The sequence below is a fragment of the Nonomuraea sp. NPDC049607 genome (genome assembly GCF_040675375.1).
GTDB lineage: Bacteria > Actinomycetota > Actinomycetes > Streptosporangiales > Streptosporangiaceae > Nonomuraea.
Map to the genome: position 1 here is coordinate 158,856 of NZ_JBFAOV010000016.1, position 18,027 is coordinate 176,882.

Here is an 18,027-nt window from a genome sequence, read left to right on the forward strand (position 1 = left end):
CATATGTGGCCCCGCATCGACGGACTCAGAGTCCTCGCCCTCGGCACGCCCGGTGAAGTGCGTACCCTGCTGACCGATCTGACCCTCTCGGGCGCGAAGACCGCCACCGCCGGCCTGCTGCCCCTCGACTACGAGGCGGAAGGCGAGGAGGTCGAACACGTGGGCGAACACCTGATCCTGGTGAACGACGCCGGCGAGAAGGCCGCCACCATCGAGATCACCTCAGTGGCGCTGGTGCCCTTCGCCGAGGTGCCGTGGGAGTTCGCCGAGGCGGAAGGCGAAGGATTCACCTCGATCCAGCACTGGCGAGACGTCCACCACCGCTACTGGTCCTCCTTGGGCCACGAGGTGAACGCCACCTCCACAATCGTCTGCCTCCACTACCGCCTCCTGCCCTCCTAACCCCCTCACCCAACTCTCACCCCAACTCCCTCCCCGCTTCCGCTCCCCAGCCCCGCACTCCTGGGTCGCGGTCATTCCCGCACTGCTGTCACTGCTGAGCGCGTCATCCCAGGGGTGCCGTCACTCCCGTTACGGCACCGCTGGCGGCAGCCGCCTCAACCTGGCTCTAGCCCGTCCCCGCGTTTGTTCTCCGCTGTGGCCCAAGCCCTGCACGCTCGGGTTGCGGTCGTTCCCACACTGCTGTCACTGCTGAGCGCATCACTCCAGAGCTGCCGTCACCCATGTCGGCCCGCTGGCGATAGCCGCCTCAACCCGGTTCTCGCCCGTCCCCGCGTTCGCTCCCTGGTTTTGTTCCCTGCTTCGGCCTCAGCTCCGCACTCTTGGGTTGCGGTCGTTTCCACGCTGCTGTCGTTGCTGGGCGCGTCATTTCAGGGGTGCCGTCACTCCCGTTACGGCACCGCCGGCGACACCCGGCCCAACCTGGCTCTCACACATCCCCGCCTGCGTCCCCACCCCCGCTGCTCTCCGAACCATCGCCACCGCCCCCGACGAACGTCCCCTTCCCCTTCACCGTGTGCACGAGCTGCCGCCTACGCAGTTCCCGCACCACGTTCCTGACAGTTGACCGCGCCACATCGAACTCGGCCTCCATGGCGAGCTCGCTCATCACCGCCTCGCCGGCCCGCAGTTCACCTCGCAGAATCTGACCCTGGATCATCTCTGCGATCTGCACGTAGATCGGCACAGGCCCGTCTCGGTCGAGCATGCTCAAACCTTAGACGTCTGGATACAAGCAGATGAGTGAACCTCAGACCTGGGGCCACGACTCTTCGGGCGACACGTAACTCCCGCGCTGCGGCACGGTGTAGATCCACCCCTGCTCCCGCAACAACGCCATGGCCCGCCGTACTGTCTCCCGTGCCACGTCATACTGCTGCACCAACGCCGTCTCACCTGGAATCGGCCGCTTGGGCTGGAACTGCCCCGCCTTGATCTGGTCAGCCACATCCGACGCGATCTGCCGATAGAGCGGCTCTTTCCGCTGCTTACGCGGAGCTTCGTCAGGTACGCCGACGAACGTCCCCTCGCCCTGAACCGTGTAGATGAGCCCTTCCTCGCGCAACACGTGGATGGCCCGACGAGCCGTCGTCCGAGCGACCCCGAACTCGGTCTGAATGTCGGCCTCGCTCGGCACGGGATGCCCGGACGCAAGCCCCTCGACCCGCCGCCGAAGGATCTCCGCGATCTGCACGTAGATGTGGGTGTCGCCGTCGTAGTCCAGCACACCGGCAAGATAGACGAACCCGTACGAGCCCGCCCATATCCTCCTGTCTGATCAGACAGAGTCGTCTTTCTGTACAGGCGAGCGGATACAACCAGACGTATGCTCCAACCATGGCCGAACTCCCTGCGAACGACGAACACTGCTTCGGCACCCACCCCCCTGACCCCCACCCCCACCCCGAACTCACCCGCATCCGCTGGTATCCCATGCGCCCAACCGGCGAACACGTACGGGTCCAGGCCTACACCTGCGCCTGCCGGCCCACGTCCTATGAGCTCTGCCAAATCGGAGGCCAGTGCTTCATCCGCCGAACCCGGCGCACCCGCAAGGGCGTCTACGTGGACGAGAGCCTCCGAAGCTCCGTAACCAGGACCTCTCTGCTCTGGGCAATCCTGCTGGCCGTCGACCCCGTAGAACCCGGCCTACCCACCCCAGACCTCGCTCCGCGCACACGTGCGGGTTGCCTCCGCAGGAGAGGCGTACGAGTCTGACCCGGCGATCCGCCGCCGCACCGACGTACTCGGCATATCTCCCGACCGGGCCGCGAACTGGCCGAGCAGAGCGACGAGTGGGTTGAACCTCGCCGCTACATGAACTGGACATGCTGGCCAAAGCCCCATCCTCGGCGACACACCCTCCACGGATACAAAATCACGCGAAGATCGACTCACACACTCACATGCCATGGGCGTGCCCCACATGCGCCGGCCCTGTGAAAAGCACCCATTCTCCGGGGGCGTACCCTGATTTCGCCATCCGAGCCTTCGCCCAAGTCGGACTTTCCTGATTAACGCGCAAGCACCGATATTCTCTCCAGCCAACCCGAGATGACAGAAGTAGGAGCCACAGTTCCAGAATGGCTTTGCATGCCACCTTGGACACGACACACTGTTCTTCGCGGCCATCACGTAGGCTCCTTCGTTCTCGGACAAGGCCCTAGAAGGAACACGGGATGGCCGTCACCATTCCTCAAGGCAACCAGCGTCTCGCCGAGCTGCTCAAGCCGGACCTGAAATCGACGCCCATTGCTCAGCGCCATCCCGTTCGAGCAGTCAAGCAATCCGCGACAACCCCGGCAAGGCGAGCCCCCGACTTGAGTCGGGGGCTCAAATCCGCGCTACGCGTCATCCTTCGCCAACAGGCGATCAAGTCTGAGCCCTAGATCGTTCAGCTGGAACCGAAGGCCCTCCAGCATCGTCATCGTCTCCAACAGGCTGGCGCTGCAGCCCTCGTCGAACCGCTTCCGGAGACGTGCGATCTCGAAGTTGAGGATCTCGAAGTCCTGACTGACCCCCGAGCGAACATCGACGATCTCAGCCCTCGCAGCAGCCAACCCGGCCAACACCGCGTCGTGGCTCCCCGAGCACGAACGAGTCTCCAACGCCTGCAGACGGAGTTGTAGATCGAGGATCTCCACCTCAACGTTCACGTACCCCTACCCCTTACCAGTGGATGACGGGAAGCTCGGCCCCGCACTGGCGCCGAGCTCACTTTGTGCGAGCACATATTGACAAGCCGTCCGCGCCCGACGCGATCGCCGGCAAGCACCTCTGGAGTGGTTTTCTTCTCCCGACAGCTCGAGCTTGTTCCAGGACGTTCTCATCTGCCCGGCATGTCGGAGGAAAAAAGACCACCTCGATAAGAGGCAGATCGTGCATATGTGTTAGCCGGGATCACTCACCCACTCGCAGACACTCACGAAATTGCGTCTCTAATTCAGGCCTGCCTGACGCCACCGCAACGCAGGCGTGCCGAATGGCTGGAACCAGACCATTCCCAGCCGTCCGGCTGATTGAACGCAATCCCGAAAGCAGTAGAACGCCCCGGCGTCACCCAGACGACCTGCTCCTACCGCTGATTGGTCCCTGGCCTCCCGCCACAACCCGCCCGAACATGGCCACATGACGATCACCTTCGTCACCGGAGCCAACAAGGGGCTCGGTCACGAGACCGCCCGCCGTCTCATCGAACTCGGTCACACCGTGCTGCTCGGCGCACGACATCCCGAGCGAGGCACGCAGGCCGCCACCGCACTCGGCGCGCGCCTTGTCCGCATCGACGTGACCCGACGACGCGTCAGTTGCCGCAGCGGCCGCCGATGTCGCCGCCCACGAGGGACGAATCGACACTCTGATCAACAACGCCGGCATCCACGGTCCTTCCGGCGCCCCGCCACCTTGTCCGGCACCGACGCCATGAACGTCTTCGACGCCAACCTCGCCGGCGTGGTCCGAACAACCACCGCCTTCCTGCCGCGGCTACGCCGATCACCCGACCCGGTCATCATCAACGTCAGCAGCGGCATGGGCTCGCTCGCCCACACCCGTGACCCGTCCCGGCCCGAATCATCGGCGATCGCGCCGCCCTACACCGCCTCAAAGGCGGCGCTCACGATGACCACTCAGTACGCCAAGGCCCTGCCCACATCCGCATCAACGCCGCCGATCCCGGCTACACCGTCACAGACCTCAACGGCAACAGCGGCCCCCAACCGTCGCCGAAGGCACGGACGCGATCGTCGCCCTGGCCAGAGAAACGCCCGGCGCACGCTCCGGACGCTTCGTCGACCGAACCGGCGAGATCGCCTGGTCCTGAACCCGTCGCCCCCGGGGAGAGTGACCCGCAACGAACACCACCGAGAAACGTTCCAATGCAAGCCCGGGTGTGGCAGAAGCGGCGACTTCCACCCGAAAGCCATACCTCGGCAGTACCTCCTCCAGCGCGAACAGGCTGACCCCTCTCCATTGACCCGAATCGACACCAGAGACAGAAGGGCCTCCATTTGCCCTTCGTCCTCGATTGCGTAGCCCGCGCCCAGCGGGGGTTGTAGGCGTTCAGCCCTCTTGCAACCTTCAGCCGAGCTGACCTGTACCGCATCAGTTCGCCCAGCCCCCAATGGCCAGATGGCCACGCGTGGGGTTGATGCCCTGGAGAAGTCACCTCGACGAGGGCAGGGAGATCCCGGCCCCCACCGCCTCCAGAGGCACTGTTGGTGCTCCTGCGCAGCCGAGCACCAACACCACTCACAGTCGAAGGATCGCGGGAGAACCGAAAACAAACACGCCCCTGTCAACCACTCGTCCGCGGTGCCATCCAAGTGTGGGCCGGTCTCGGGTCGGCCCGCTCCCAGAGCTCTGACACCCCACATCCAGTTCCATCACCACACGGTTCCATGCCATGCACCATGTCGACTCCCGTAGTCCCCGTGATCAGGAACAGGCCAATCGACGTCGCAACAGCAGGCGCCCTACGTCAACAACCGACCGGCGCCTGCTGCCACCAGCACCCGGCCTCAACCCTTACGTTTCGCCATGTTGATCACTTCGGTGAGACGGAGTGCCAGGCTCGCCAGCACAGGATCGCTGACCTGTACCGCCCCAGCCCCCTCCTCACGCGCAGCCTCAACCGAGGCCCCGACGTCGTAGCTCATGACAGCGCCAGGATGCACCACAACATCCCCGCTCATGTGGCCACCAGTGCCCTGTGCCGCCTGCACATCCCTGAGCAGACGCCCCCAGGTCCCGTCCGCCGACCAGCGGCGCTGCCGTTTGTAGACCGTGATCCAACATCCGAACCGATCCGGGAGACTGCGCCAAGGCGACCCGGTACGCGCCTGGTACAGCACCCCGTTGATCACCATTCGCTGCTCTCCGTGCCGCCGCCGCTCAACTGCACCGTCAGGCAGCAACGGCACCAGCCGTTCCCACTCCGCATTGGTCAGATCCGTATGGCGCAATTTATCCCTACCCTCGACTGCCATCTGCTCTCAGCCTCGTCACCAGGGCAATAAGGACGGCCATCGCAAGTCCCCTTCGAATAGCAACGATTCAAGGGGTGAAGGAGGCTTGCAATGGCCGCAGGAACCAGTGTGCCTTCTCCGTCATGGGCAGCGCAGCAGATCGGCAAGGATTGGCCAAAATTTCCAGGCGGACGCGGCAGGAGGTGTATCCCGTCAACGACTAATCCTCATGACCAACGTCTTGTGCTCAACAGACGCCATTCAAGAGGCAAACCGGCGCAGAGTCCTTCGGCGGTGATGCTTAAAGCCCCAGATCTGGGCGAATTGCCTCGGTATCGCCGGGCCATACTTCCTCAGTGGGCGCAGCTGCGAACTTTCGATTGCTGCCGACCGTCCAGAAGAATCTGGGCCAACGGTCCACTCTCGCGACCGGCTCGCTGACCGGCCAAATCTTATTCGCGAGAAGGAGAAGCGTGGTCCCGCACTCTCCGGGATGCGCGGGACCACGCCAAGGCGGGTCTGTTGGCTGGCCGACGTCCATTACAGCCTCAACTCGCGCCATTAGATTCTCATAACTGCCCCATGTGTTTCTCCTGTTCGGCGCTATCGGCGGGAAGATTCCCATTGAGCCTCCCGAGCTCGAATCTCCACCGAGGTCCCAGATGAAGGTGATTTACATGGAGATCCGCCTCCAGGCAGCGTCCGTGATGATCAGATGGTCGAGGAGGCGTAGCCCAACTGTCTGAGCGGCCTCGGCCAGGCGTGCCGTTACTTCCAGATCGGCATCGCTGGGATCGAGAGAGCCTCCAGGATGATTGTGGGCAACGCCGAACATGGCGCCACCGGTGGTGAGCACCAGAGAGATGGTCTCCCGGACCGGCACCGTCGTGTGATCGGCGCCCCCCTCCGTCAGCACCGAACGCTTCAGTACGCCGCCCCGCGTATCGCACACCACCACGACGAAGCGCTCGTGCCCGAGGCCACGCAGTAAAGGCGCGCAGACCTCCGCCAGATCGGATGTGCTGGCGATGCGGGCCCGCGCAGGCTCCGACGCCGCACGTCGTACGAGGTGAAACGCCGCCGCCACCCGCGCGGCCTTGGCCGGCCCTATACCTCGCAGTCTGAGCAGCCGATGCGGGTCCGCGCGCCCGAGCGCATCGAGATCACCGCAGTGTTCGATGACTTGACTGGCCAGCTCCAGCGCGCTCGCCCCACGAAAGCCGGAACCGAGCAGGACAGCCAGCAGCTCCCGGTCGGCAAGCACCGCCGCGCCGCTCGACATGAGCCTCTCTCGCGGCCGATCGCGCTCGTACAGATCTTTGACTCGCATTCGCAACCTCCGCACCCGTTCTATCAACGAGGACCGACAATCTCAGCTCCTCAATTCCGGGCCCAAGAAGCGTGCAATAGACGGAGATATCACGCTTGATCTACGCGGACGGCAGTCGTGGATCTTCAGTGAGAGGAATGGGCGGCTTCGTATCCATTCGACGCGGGCTCTGCCTTCAGGCAGTGCGCTCGTATGGCGACATGAGGGTAATCACTCTCTGTTCGTCATGTGGTTGCCTACTTCTGAGTATGCCGTCTATCGGCATCGATGTCAGCTTCGGCAGTGTTGGGAACCAGACGATGGTCCCTGGCTTCGGCCGACACCGGCGCCTCCAATTCCGCCACAAGCTCCAGGCCGTCCTTGTCATCCGAGAAGGCGCCAGAATGCCTGGCCTATCAGTGCCGTGCTAGGAGAAGGCGGGCGAGGGTGGCGGGCGAAGATTTGAACCGCTTGTCTACCGTGTCCACGAGGCGCCTTCCTGGTCTCGATGCAGTGTCGATCATTAAATGGGCATTATCGGGATAATTCCGATGGAGGCAGTGCGGCTCGTCAGCCCCTGCTCAAGGATCTCGTCGACCGCGAGCCGCTCGCACCACGCTGAGGCTTTCATTTTTGGGGCCGTTAAAGGCAGTTGCTGATACTCAGCCGGGACACATCTCGACTCGAGTCGTGCGTCGACGCCCGATGTCGCCGATCGAATGCCCGAGATCTCAGAGGAGCGTGACCTCGTCGGCACGCCGACGGCTCGCCGAGGCGGCCGGGTGCCGTCCCAGGTAGGGCGGCAAGCGCGAGCACAGGCGGCTTGCGCCACAGGACCTCGGCGTCGGGATCGGTGCCATGGCCATCGTCTCGACGTCGGTGCGCGCCTGATCGGAGTCGATCTTCAGGAACACGTCATCTACGCGCAGGGTTGCGGCTCGTCATGAGCAAGGACGACCTCGACCTGCTCCACGTCGGCCAGATCGTGGGGATGGCCACCGGTGCCGCCAGGTATTGCGCGTCCGCACGGCTGACTGCGTCCCGCTGCCTGGCCGTCCCGTCCGCAACGCCGGGAGTTGGCCGATCGAGCAGTGAGACATTTCTCGTCTGAAGCGCACCCGGCGGTCCGACGGCGGAGCGCCCGACTTGATCAGACCCTTGAGAGGCTCCTGGTGGATGGGTCGAAATCAGAGCACTGTGGGAAGAATCGCGCGCTGCTTCACTGCGCCGCAGCATCCTTGTCCCGCAGCACCCTGCCCCACGTCACCGACAGCATCCAGTGCCACCGCACCGCCGGCGGCTCACGATGGCACCCGGCTCGCAGGAATCACCGGTTCCGGCCCACGGGGGCAACGGCGACACTTACGCGCCCGGTCGCCGGCTTCCCCCATCGGCACCACCGTCGCCGGGCAGTACGTCGGTGAAAATTCGATCTGCTTTGCCCAGCTCACATCTTGTGCGCCAATCGGCCATGTCAACGGGCGTCATGATGGGAGCTGGGGTGTCGCCTTCGGCTCCCTGAGACGTCGCTTCCCGAGTGACTGTTCGCGGGCAGGCGAGGCTCCAGGCGGCGAGGCGTGGCGCCGCCCGGAGCTCTGAATCCGGTCAGACGGGCATGCTGTACATCATTCTGAAGCGATCACCTGGAATGACGATGTCGCTCGTTTCCACAGGACGTTCGCCGGCCCAATGCGTACGTTCGACATGGAGAACGTGAACCCCTGCCGCCAGGTCGAGCGCGTCGCTCTCGGCCGGTTGGGGCACCCGGGTGTGGATGCACTCGACCACCTCAGTGATCTTTATGCCATGGGCGTACATTCTCGCGACCAGACTCCGGCGCTCCTCCTCGGTGTGGGCGACGAACGCCATCGGCTCGTAGGCGGTGACAAGCTGGATCGGCTTGCCGTCGCCGCGAAAGACGTAGTTCGTTCTGGTCAGCGTGGATTGTTCGTCGATGCGTAGGCGTCTGGCGATGTCAGGGCTGGCATCGGCTGGTTCGCTGTGCCAATCCCACGTCACGCGTCTGCCTTGCGACTGCAGGTCGGACGCGAACGGCGCGGGGTGATCCAGGAAACGCCATCGATGCAAGGGGGTCAAATTTGGACGGTCCCTAACGTAATGGCCTGAACCGACGCGGCCGATGATGAGACCTTCGCCCGCGAGTACGCGGAGAGCGTGACGGGCAGCGGTCTCGCCGACCTGGTACTTGCGGGTCAGCTGCGCCCGTGAGGGGATGGGCGCGCCTGGGGGGAGGGTGCCGTCGAGGATCTGCCGCCGGATGTCTTCGACGACACGCAGGTAGACCGGATCTGAGGTGGCCACTAGTCCATCCCTGGGGGTTCGTGTGAGGCGTTGCCCCATGTTGCCGTATTCGACAGGTAACCGACCGTCATCGATGACTGCTGGAGCCCCAACTTTGCGATGGTGAAAAATTATCGGAGAAACCCTGTAACGCTGATGTAAGGGACACCGATTCTCCGGTAGAGGTCGTCGATGTGTGTACCCCCGAGCACATATCGGCGACCTCTTCCAATGCGCGCGCCGTCGAGAGCGGCCGTTGCGACGAGTTCGTCCAGCCCATTTGGTACGTTGCGCACTGGTTTGCGGGTTTTCTGACCTGTTACTGACCGAATTCCCGGTTCCGCGGCTGAAGGTGCGATGGCAGTGAGCTGAGCAAGAGCCAGTCGGACGGGATCGTGGACCACGCCATGCTGCGAAGTCCATGCGCAACCGTGTGACAGTAAGTAGTCATACTGCTCGCAGGCATGGAGGAGTCACGCGCAGGACGAGGACGCACATGATCAGTGGCCTGCAACGGATCTGGTTTCTGGTGGGCCAGGAGAGCGGCTGACGAGAGTCGCAACACACGCAGAGCCGTCAGCCTCGGCAAGGTCTTGCCCGTGACTCAGCCCTCATGTCCGAGGGGCTGCAGAGCGACGCCACCTTGCAGGTGACTCCGCGTTCGGTAGTCGGCGACAGCATCGGGGCCCTGTAGCTTCGAGGCCCTGTGTGGGCTGGTCCTCATGAAGGTCAGCTTTTCGGCCTGGCATCAAGCGGAGTGGTCCTCTGATATCGCAAAGAAGTGGCTGTGTTGGAGAGGGCCACCTTGTCCCTAGGTTGTGACCTTCCGCCCTCGTCTCGACTGTTGGCTCCGTGTGCCCTTCGGGGGCGGCGTTCTGAGGCCGTGCCTGTAAGGAGTCCACGTGATCAGCATCGACAAGCTCATGCCGTCCGACCGGGACGTCTGGGAAGACCTGTTCCGGTCGTACATCCACTTCTACCAGCGAGTTGAACCGGATGAGATGTACGAACGGGCCTGGCAGGAATTCCAGGCGGACTCCCGGATGCACGCCCTCGGTGCAAGGTTGGACGGGCGACTCGTCGGCATCACGCACTTCCTGGTCCATGCCAGCACCTCGGCCCCTGACGCCGACGTCTGCTATCTCCAAGATCTGTTCACCGCTGCCGATGTCCGGGGCAGGGGAGTGGGACGCAAGTTGATCGAGGCCGTCGCCGACTGGGCTCGGGATCACGGCTGCTCCCGGGTCTACTGGAATACCCATGAATCGAACAGCACTGCGCGCCGTCTCTACGACAAGGTCGCCGAGAACCGGGGCTTCATCAGGTACCAGATCGAACTGCCGAGGTAGGACTGCCCGGAGGCTGTCGAAGTTTCCCCTTCGATCCCGTCCGGGGAAAGGGAGAACATGAGGATTCGCCTGCTGACCGGGTGATCGCAGGCGAAGCCCATCGGGTTGCACCAAGCGGTCGCCCTTGTAGCCTTGCCCCTCCGAAGGCCCGCGAATGAGGGCAAATGCCCCCGCGAGGCAGGCAAAGCGGGGTGGCGACGTCCAACGCTTTTGCGAATCCAGGTAGCGTTCGCACTATGGCATCGCCAACTGGAACCGCCGAAGCACCCTTCGGTCGCATGCTGACCGCGATGGTCACGCCGTTCACCTCTGACGGCGACGTCGACTACGAGGGAGTACGACGCCTGGCCACCTACCTGGTGGACGAGCAGCGCAATGAAGGCCTGATCGTCAATGGGACGACAGGCGAGTCGCCCACCACCTCGGACGACGAGAAGCGACGGATCGTCAGCGCCGTCCTCGAGGCCGTTGGCGACCGCGCGACCGTAGTGGCGGGGGTGGGGACGAATGACACCCGCCACACCGTCAAGCTCGCGAAGCAGGCGGCGGACGTGGGCGCCCACGGGTTGCTGGTGGTGACTCCGTACTACAACAAGCCTCCGCAAGAGGGGCTCTTTCAGCACTTCACCGCCGTGGCTGACGCCACCGAGCTCCCGGTGATGCTCTACGACATCCCCGGACGCAGCGGCGTCCCGATCAAGACTGAGACGTTGATCCGCCTGGCGCAGCACGACCGCATCGTGGCCGTGAAGGACGCGAAGGGCGACCTGTTCGCCGCCAGCCAGGTGATGACGGCGACCGATCTCGTCTTCTACTCCGGCGACGACCTGCTCAACCTGCCCTGGTTGTCCCTTGGTGCCGCTGGGTTCGTCAGCGTCGTCGGGCATGTCGTGGGCTCCGAACTGGCTCGCATGATCGAGCTGCACAAGAGCGGTGATGTGAAGCAGGCGCTGGAAGTACACGGTCAGGTGGCACCCGTGGTGGACGGGATCATGTTGAAGGCCGGTGGCGCGATCATGGCAAAGGCGGCGCTGAGCCTGGTGGGCGTGCCGGTGGGACCGGTACGTCTGCCGCTCGTGGCCGCGACAGAGAAGCAAATCGCCGAGCTGCGTGCTTGCCTGGTGGCCGGCGGGGTGAAGTTGACGGACGCATAGGAACGGGGAGGAACCGGGAGTTTTGAGAACACGATTTGACCATGGGGGCCGGGCATGAGCCATCCGCATCCTGAGCTTGGCCCCCCGCCGGAGCTGCCTTACGGCGGCCTGCGCATCGTCGCGCTCGGCGGGTTGGGGGAGATCGGCAGGAACATGGCCGTCTTCGAATACGACGGCCGGCTGCTGATCGTCGACTGCGGGGTATTGTTCCCCGAGCCCGACCAGCCGGGTGTCGACCTGATCCTGCCCGACTTCGAATACATCAGAGACAGACTCGACGACATCGAAGCCGTCGTGCTGACGCACGCCCACGAGGATCACATCGGGGCGGTGCCTTACCTTCTGCGCGAGCGGCGCAATATCCCGCTCATCGGATCCAAGCTCACCTTGGCCCTGATCGAGGCCAAGCTGACGGAGCACAGGATCCAACCGACCAAGGTCGAGGTCGTCGAGGGCGAACGGCACGTCTTCGGGCCTTTCGACTGCGAGTTCCTCGCGGTGAACCACTCGATCCCCGACGCGCTGGCCGTGGCGATCAGGACGCCCGCCGGCATCGTCCTGCACACCGGTGACTTCCGGATGGACCAGTTGCCGAGCGACGGCCGGCTCACCGACCTCGGCGGCTTCGCCAGGCTCGGCACCGAGGGCGTCGACCTGCTGATGTCGGACTCCACCAACGCCGAGGTGCCGGGCTTCGTCACCAGTGAGCGGGAGATCGGGCCGGTCATCGACGAGGTGATCCGCACCTCCGAACAGCGCGTGATCGTGGCGAGCTTCGCCTCGCACGTGCACCGCATCCAGCAGGTGATGGACGCCGCTGCCAGGCACGGCCGCAAGGTGGCCCTGGTAGGACGATCGATGGTCCGGAACATGGGCGTGGCCCGTGACCTGGGCTACCTCAAGGTGCCGCCGGAGTTGATCGTCGACTCGCGCGACATCGAGGAGTGGCCGCCGGAAGACGTGGTGCTGGTCTGCACCGGCTCTCAGGGCGAGCCCATGGCGGCGCTGTCGCGGATGGCCAATCGCGATCATCCGATCCGCATCGCCGAGGGTGACACTGTGTTGCTGGCGTCGTCCCTGGTGCCAGGGAACGAGACCGCGGTCAACAAGGTGATCAACGGGCTCACCAGGTGGGGTGCTCGTGTCGTGCACAAGGGCAACGCCAAGGTGCACGTCTCCGGCCACGCGGCCGCAGGCGAGCTTCTTTACGTCCTGAACCTGACCCGTCCCTCGAACTTCATGCCCGTTCACGGCGAATGGCGGCACCTGCGGGCGCACGCCAAGCTCGCCGCGCTCACCGGTGTCCCCGACGACCACATCGTGATCGCCGAGGACGGCGTCGTGGTGGACCTGGTCGACGGCAGGGCGAGGATCGTGGGAGCGGTGCACGCCGGATACGTCTACGTCGACGGCACCTCGGTGGGCGAGATCACCGACACCTCGCTCAAGGATCGCAGGATCCTCGGCGACGAAGGGTTCATCTCGGTGGTCGTCGTGGTCGACTCCGCCACCGGCAAGCTCACCGCCGGCCCCGAGATTCACGCGCGAGGGTCCGGCATCGATCCGGCGCAGTTCGAGGAGTTCATTCCACAGATCGAAAGGGCTCTTCAGGACAAGGCCGCGGACGGCGTGGTCGACATGCAGGAGATCCGCCGGGTCGTGCGCCGCACGGTCGGCCGCTGGGTCAGCGACACCTATCGCCGCCGACCCATGATCATCCCTGTCGTGCTCGAAGTCTGAGCCACCGGGAGGTACGGCAGGCACCTGAGCCTGCCGTACCTGCGGTTGCAGAATCAGACGGCGGTGGAGACGCCTCGACAAGGTCGTTGGAGCAGGCATCTCAAGCGTCCCTCCTGCGTATGAGCCAGACGGCGGCCAGCAGGGGAAGCACCGCGTACGCCACCAGCACAGCGGCAGCCGCAGGCGGAGACAGAAGTGACCCGTACACCGACGTGGTGATGATGTCACCGGTGATCTCGCGGGGCAGTGCACCGATCATGATCGAGCCCAGCCGTTCACTCCAGGGCTCCGGGATGTTGCCCACGATCATCGGGATCACATAGATCAGACCCACCAACACAGTGATCGCCCCGGCGGCGGAACGCAGAAGCGCGCCCAAACCCAGGCCCAGCAGCGCGAAGACCGCCACCGTGAGGCTGGTGACGAGCAGGAACGGCAGCCTGTCCGCGAACGAGGTCAGATACGCACCGGAGAAGCGGTCGCCAAGCACCCAACGGGAGACGAAATACGTCCCGAACACCGCCAGCGGCGCAATGACCAGGCTCATTGTGCCCACCACGGCAGACTTCGCAGCGAGAACCGGCCATCTACGGGGGACGATCGTCAGGCTCGTTCGGATCAAGCCCGTGGTGTATTCAGACGTGATGACCAATGTGCCCAACACGCCCATGCAAAGTTGGGGCACGATCACCAGAACCTCCTCCAGATCCGCTATCCGGGCGCTTGGGCGCTGCTCCATCGGGGCGTTGTCGTACATGCCGGCCGCCATGGAGGCCAGAGCCAGGCCGAGAAGGATCGTACCGATACTGATGCCGACGATGAGATAGGAAGATCGGACCGAGCGGACCTTCCGCCACTCCGAGGCGAGAACACTCATACGTCCCTCCGCTTGAGCAAGATGAAACCGGCACCGAGCGCGGTTGCCGGGTAGGCCAGGAGAGCCAGGAGCGCGGCCCAAGGTGGAAGAAGACCGTCCCCAAGCCGTGACGAGAGGCGATCGCCGACCAGTTGGGGAACCAGGTTCGGCAGCAGCAGTGATGCGGCACGCGTGTTCCACGGCGCCGGCAGATATCCGACAACACCGGGCAGGATGAACAACAAAGCCACGACCGAGGTGATCGCTCCGGCCGTTGACCTCGTGGCCACGCCCAAGCCGAGCCCCACCAGAGCGAGCGCCGTCACCGAGATCCCCGCCGCTAACAACATGGGCACGTCATCGGTCAGGGATGTCTCGTTGAAACCCAGCCGGTGGTTGTCGGCGATCAGACGGCTCGCCGAATAGGTGACCAGCAGGATGACGTGGCCCGCTGTCAACGTGGCCAGGCCGACGACGACGGCCTTGGCCAGAAGTAAGGTGCCGCGCCGTGGAACGACGGTGAGACTGGCACGAATCATCCCCGTCGCGTACTCGGACGTGATCGCGAGCACGCCCAGCACAGTGAGGCTCATCTGAAGGAGCGGCAGGAAACCCTGTTCCGGCGCGGCTGCCTGCAGTGTCCCTCGCTCATCGGCGAGGCCGCTGACATAGATCGTCCACACCACGCCAAGTACTGCCATGAGGGCTGCCGCGCCCATCGCTCTCCATGTCGAAGTCACCGACCGGAGCTTCAGCCACTCGGCGAGCAGCGCTGCCCTCATCTCGCCGCGCCGAACTGGACACTGCTCGCCGTCAGGGCCATGTATGCGTCTTCCAGCGAGGGATAGCGCGCGGTCAACTCCGCTACCGTGGAGTGCGCGACGAGCCGCCCCCGGCCGAGGACCACGATGCGTTCAGCGGTCAATGCCATCTCACTCATCAGATGACTGGAGAGCAGGACGGTTCTCCCCTCTGCAGCCAGCGATCGCATGAGGTCGCGGATCCAGCGCACCCCGTCGGGATCGAGTCCGTTGACAGGTTCGTCGAACAACAGCACGCCAGGATCGCCGAGCAGCGCGGCCGCGATGCCGAGCCGTTGCTTCATGCCGAGGGAGAAACCGGCCACGCGTTTTCGCGCCACATCCCGCAGCCCGACCTGCTCAAGCACGTCGGCCACCCGTGTGGCACCGATGCCGTTGGTAGTGGCCAGACAGAGCAGATGGTTGTAGGCGCTGCGCCCGCCATGGACCGCACCGGCGTCGAGCAGCGCCCCCACCTCGAACATGGGCTTGCTCAAGGAGGCATATCGTCTGCCGTTGATCAGGGCCTGGCCGGAGGTGGGCGCGTCCAAGCCCAGGATCAGGCGGAGCGTGGTGGATTTGCCGGCGCCGTTGGGGCCGAGAAATCCCGTCACATGGCCAGGCTCCACGTTGAAGGACAGATCGTCCACGGCGAGCGTGTCGTCGTAGCGCTTGGTGAGGTGCTGAAGTTCGATCACGCTGAAGAAGATGCGGCATGCCGGGTCCGCGGCGCATCAGACCACGGTTCGAATCTCGAGGTCAGACCCTGGGCTGACGTGCTCAGCTCGGCGAGAGGCTACCGTTCAACGCGTGAACGAGAACCATCCCTTCTTCGCCAGGCGTTGGAGCCGCGGTCAACTGATCGTGCTCGATCTGGCGGCGGGACTGGCCTTCACGTTCGTGTTCGTCACGGCGGCGGTCGCCACCCCAGGAGTGCCGCCGTGGATGAAGATCGCCCTTCCCTGCGGGTTGGGGCTGCCGTTGGCGGTGCGGAGGCTATGGCCTCTGTCCGTCTTCTGTCTCACGCTGCTGCTGGCCGTCTTCGCCGCCGCGGTAGATGTGGTGGGGTACGCCTGCATCGCACCCGCGTATGCGATCTACATCGTGGCGATGACCGACAAGCGCGGCGCCCTGATACCGTCCTCGGCCATCGGCGTGGTCAGCATGATCAGTGTGTTGGGGCTGGTGATGGCAGGCGGCACACCGCGCGGGGGCGCTCCGGTCTGGCTGATGCACATCGATCAACCGCTGGTCGGTATCGCGGCGCTCGGCGGAGCCTGGACCATAGGGCGGGCGGTTCGGGAACGCAGGCTGTACGCCGCCAGGGAGGCCGAGCGATTGGCGGAGCACGCGGTGACGCAGGAACGGTTACGTATCGCGCGGGAGCTGCACGACGTCGTGACTCATAGCGTCGGCTTGATCGCGGTCAAGGCCGGCGTGGCCAATCACGTGCTGGCGACCAGACCGGAAGAGGCGCACGACGCCCTGCGCGTGATCGAGACCGCCAGCCGAAGTGCTCTGGTGGAGATGCGCCACCTGCTCGGAATGCTGCGTTCGACCCAGCTGCCAGATCTTGTCCCCGTTCCAGGGATCGAGGGTCTGCAGGGCTTGGCGGAGCAGGCCCGACAAGCTGGGGTCGAGGTTGAGCTTGATCTCCGGCTCGCGGAGGAAGAGGCCGGCGGTGAGAGGGCGGGTGCGCGTGTTCAGGACGGAGGCACGCCACAGGTGCGGAGAGGAGGTGAGCCGCGTGAAGGGGAACACGCCGCGCTTTGGAACGACGACCAGGCGATGAATGATCGCTTGATCGGAGGAGCTGTTCCCGGCAATGGTATGAGGGGACGACGAGAAGGTCATGCGGCGGCGGGAAGACGGTTGCCGGATGGTGTGGAGTTGTCCGTCTATCGCATCGTGCAGGAGGCGCTCACAAACGTGGTCAAGCATGCCTCGCCGACTCGGTGCCGGGTATCCGTCGCCGCAGATGGGGGTGAGGTGCGGATAGAGGTGATCGACGAGGGCGCTGGAAGGCGCATGTCGCCTGCGGACGGCTCCGGCCATGGGCTGATCGGGATGCGCGAGCGGGTCATGATGTACGGCGGAGTCTTCGAAGCGGGGAGTTTGCCTCGACAGGGGTTTCGTGTCTTCGCGCGCCTGCCCTACCAGGAGGTTTCGTGACCAGGGTCGTCGTTGCTGATGATCAAGCTCTGCTCAGGGGGAGCTTCACGATGCTGGTCGATTCCGAGCCTGACATGACGGTGGTAGGCGAGGCGTCAACCGGCACCGAAGCAGTGGCGGTCGTCTTGGAGCAGCGACCCGATGTGGTGCTAATGGATGTCCGCATGCCGGATATGGACGGTATCGAGGCGACTCGGCGTATTGGGAATGTCTCGCGGGTTCTCGTGGTGACGATGTTCGATCTAGATGCTTATGTCTACGATGCGCTTCGGGCCGGAGCGAGTGGCTTTCTGCTCAAGGACACGCCGCCTGCAGATCTGCTCGCTGCGGTTCGGGTGGTTGCGAGTGGTGAGGCCCTGCTTGCGCCCACGGTGACGCGGCGCTTGATCGAGGAGTTCACGAAGACTCCGGTGGTGCAGCGGCCGCAGGGGCTTGACAGGGTGACGGAGCGAGAGCGGGAAGTCCTGTTGTTGATCGCTCGCGGGCTGTCCAATGGGGAGATCGCTGATCATTTGCGGTTGAGCTTGGCCACCATCAAGACGCATATCAGCCGATTGCTTGCGAAGTTGGAGGCTCGTGACAGAGCACAGCTGGTCATCGCGGCATACGAGAGTGGGTTGGTCTCCGCAAGGCGGTGATTCACCTGGCATGGACTCGATCCTCTCAAGAGATCAAGTCTCCACCGAAGCCGGAGCGAATCACAAAGCTCCGGCCGCCAGCGACACCGAACGGCCCGTCCTGCGCTGGGCGCTGCGTGCCGCCTACGCGCTTCCCTGGCTGGTGCTTCCTTCTTGTTTGTGGAGGCTGCCGTTCGCCTTCAACTTCCCGATGGGCCAAGTCCACGACACGGACATGCCGGCGCTGTGGATCATCAGGCTTCCGTACATCTTCGGGCTCAGCGTGTTGTCGGAGCTGGCGGC

Annotated in this window: 15 protein-coding genes and 2 pseudogenes; 7 read left to right on the top strand and 10 right to left on the bottom strand. The window is 64.4% G+C overall.

The annotated features are described in order from the left end of the window. Positions 1 to 3 precede the first annotated feature (3 nt). Entirely contained in the window at positions 4 to 402 is a 399-nt protein-coding gene (locus AB0J97_RS29080; protein WP_364094121.1) for an ASCH domain-containing protein, read from the top strand. A 487-nt stretch (positions 403 to 889) separates the two neighbouring features. Here the strand turns inward: AB0J97_RS29080 and AB0J97_RS29085 are convergent, their stop codons facing one another. From AB0J97_RS29085 to AB0J97_RS29095, 3 genes are all read right to left on the bottom strand, one after another. Continuing rightward, positions 890 to 1,168: a GntR family transcriptional regulator gene (locus AB0J97_RS29085; RefSeq protein WP_364094124.1), complete on the bottom strand. Its 279-nt coding sequence runs from the start codon at positions 1,166 to 1,168 to the stop codon at positions 890 to 892. 42 nt (positions 1,169 to 1,210) lie between these two features. Further along, the gene (locus AB0J97_RS29090; protein WP_364094127.1) at positions 1,211 to 1,687 is read right to left on the bottom strand and encodes a GntR family transcriptional regulator; all 477 of its coding nucleotides are present in this window, start codon (positions 1,685 to 1,687) and stop codon (positions 1,211 to 1,213) included. A gap of 1,117 nt (positions 1,688 to 2,804) precedes the next feature. Further along, positions 2,805 to 3,116 carry a hypothetical protein gene (locus tag AB0J97_RS29095; RefSeq protein WP_357694357.1) on the bottom strand — a complete coding sequence of 104 codons (312 nt, stop codon included), beginning with the start codon at positions 3,114 to 3,116 and terminating at the stop codon, positions 2,805 to 2,807. Between the two features lie 472 nt (positions 3,117 to 3,588). Here AB0J97_RS29095 and AB0J97_RS29100 point away from each other — a divergent pair, with 472 nt between their 5' ends. After that, on the top strand, positions 3,589 to 4,494 hold the full coding sequence (locus AB0J97_RS29100) for an SDR family NAD(P)-dependent oxidoreductase (protein WP_364094131.1): 906 nt from the start codon (positions 3,589 to 3,591) through the stop codon (positions 4,492 to 4,494). 683 nt (positions 4,495 to 5,177) lie between these two features. On the opposite strand, the pseudogene AB0J97_RS29105 reads toward AB0J97_RS29100, so the two are convergent. From AB0J97_RS29105 to AB0J97_RS29120, 4 genes and pseudogenes are all read right to left on the bottom strand, one after another. Next, positions 5,178 to 5,447 (bottom strand): annotated as a pseudogene (locus tag AB0J97_RS29105) (transposase); the annotation flags it as partial. Between the two features lie 652 nt (positions 5,448 to 6,099). After that, a complete protein-coding gene (gene radC / locus AB0J97_RS29110; protein ID WP_364094134.1) occupies positions 6,100 to 6,756 on the bottom strand; it encodes a DNA repair protein RadC in 657 nt (218 codons plus the stop codon). 710 nt (positions 6,757 to 7,466) lie between these two features. Then, complete coding sequence (locus AB0J97_RS29115; RefSeq protein ID WP_364094137.1) at positions 7,467 to 7,649, bottom strand: hypothetical protein; 183 nt, start codon at positions 7,647 to 7,649, stop codon at positions 7,467 to 7,469. A gap of 691 nt (positions 7,650 to 8,340) precedes the next feature. Further along, entirely contained in the window at positions 8,341 to 9,057 is a 717-nt protein-coding gene (locus AB0J97_RS29120) for a GntR family transcriptional regulator (protein WP_357694351.1), read from the bottom strand. A gap of 881 nt (positions 9,058 to 9,938) precedes the next feature. On the opposite strand from AB0J97_RS29120, the gene AB0J97_RS29125 reads away from it, so the two are divergent. From AB0J97_RS29125 to AB0J97_RS29135, 3 genes are all read left to right on the top strand, one after another. Then, entirely contained in the window at positions 9,939 to 10,385 is a 447-nt protein-coding gene (locus tag AB0J97_RS29125; RefSeq protein ID WP_364094141.1) for a GNAT family N-acetyltransferase, read from the top strand. A gap of 236 nt (positions 10,386 to 10,621) precedes the next feature. Next, positions 10,622 to 11,539 carry a 4-hydroxy-tetrahydrodipicolinate synthase gene (gene dapA, locus AB0J97_RS29130; RefSeq protein ID WP_364094144.1) on the top strand — a complete coding sequence of 306 codons (918 nt, stop codon included), beginning with the start codon at positions 10,622 to 10,624 and terminating at the stop codon, positions 11,537 to 11,539. 54 nt (positions 11,540 to 11,593) lie between these two features. Continuing rightward, complete coding sequence (locus AB0J97_RS29135; protein ID WP_364094147.1) at positions 11,594 to 13,279, top strand: ribonuclease J; 1,686 nt, start codon at positions 11,594 to 11,596, stop codon at positions 13,277 to 13,279. 100 nt (positions 13,280 to 13,379) lie between these two features. Here AB0J97_RS29135 and AB0J97_RS29140 read toward each other — a convergent pair whose 3' ends face one another. The 3 genes and pseudogenes from AB0J97_RS29140 to AB0J97_RS29150 form a co-directional block, all read right to left on the bottom strand. Continuing rightward, on the bottom strand, positions 13,380 to 14,156 hold the full coding sequence (locus tag AB0J97_RS29140) for an ABC transporter permease subunit (protein WP_364094150.1): 777 nt from the start codon (positions 14,154 to 14,156) through the stop codon (positions 13,380 to 13,382). Further along, positions 14,153 to 14,917: an ABC transporter permease gene (locus tag AB0J97_RS29145; RefSeq protein ID WP_364094154.1), complete on the bottom strand. Its 765-nt coding sequence runs from the start codon at positions 14,915 to 14,917 to the stop codon at positions 14,153 to 14,155. Before AB0J97_RS29145 ends, AB0J97_RS29140 begins: the two co-directional genes overlap by 4 nt. A 77-nt stretch (positions 14,918 to 14,994) precedes the next feature. Further along, positions 14,995 to 15,633: pseudogene (locus AB0J97_RS29150) on the bottom strand (ATP-binding cassette domain-containing protein); the annotation flags it as partial. 112 nt (positions 15,634 to 15,745) lie between these two features. Here AB0J97_RS29150 and AB0J97_RS29155 point away from each other — a divergent pair. Next, positions 15,746 to 17,107 carry a histidine kinase gene (locus AB0J97_RS29155; RefSeq protein WP_364094157.1) on the top strand — a complete coding sequence of 454 codons (1,362 nt, stop codon included), beginning with the start codon at positions 15,746 to 15,748 and terminating at the stop codon, positions 17,105 to 17,107. Then, positions 17,104 to 17,745 carry a response regulator transcription factor gene (locus AB0J97_RS29160; RefSeq protein WP_357694337.1) on the top strand — a complete coding sequence of 214 codons (642 nt, stop codon included), beginning with the start codon at positions 17,104 to 17,106 and terminating at the stop codon, positions 17,743 to 17,745. The genes AB0J97_RS29155 and AB0J97_RS29160 overlap by 4 nt, the downstream gene beginning before the upstream one ends. The last annotated feature ends 282 nt before the right edge of the window (positions 17,746 to 18,027 follow it).

Bases quoted from the DNA above. Each gene is read 5' to 3' on its own strand.
- AB0J97_RS29135 (WP_364094147.1), top strand. From the start codon at position 11,594: ATGAGCCATCCGCATCCTGAGCTTGGCCCCCCGCCGGAGCTGCCTTAC.
- radC (WP_364094134.1), bottom strand. From the start codon at position 6,756: ATGCGAGTCAAAGATCTGTACGAGCGCGATCGGCCGCGAGAGAGGCTC.
- AB0J97_RS29100 (WP_364094131.1), top strand. From the start codon at position 3,589: ATGACGATCACCTTCGTCACCGGAGCCAACAAGGGGCTCGGTCACGAG.
- dapA (WP_364094144.1), top strand. From the start codon at position 10,622: ATGGCATCGCCAACTGGAACCGCCGAAGCACCCTTCGGTCGCATGCTG.
- AB0J97_RS29085 (WP_364094124.1), bottom strand. From the start codon at position 1,168: ATGCTCGACCGAGACGGGCCTGTGCCGATCTACGTGCAGATCGCAGAG.
- AB0J97_RS29080 (WP_364094121.1), top strand. From the start codon at position 4: ATGTGGCCCCGCATCGACGGACTCAGAGTCCTCGCCCTCGGCACGCCC.
- AB0J97_RS29145 (WP_364094154.1), bottom strand. From the start codon at position 14,917: ATGAGGGCAGCGCTGCTCGCCGAGTGGCTGAAGCTCCGGTCGGTGACT.
- AB0J97_RS29140 (WP_364094150.1), bottom strand. From the start codon at position 14,156: ATGAGTGTTCTCGCCTCGGAGTGGCGGAAGGTCCGCTCGGTCCGATCT.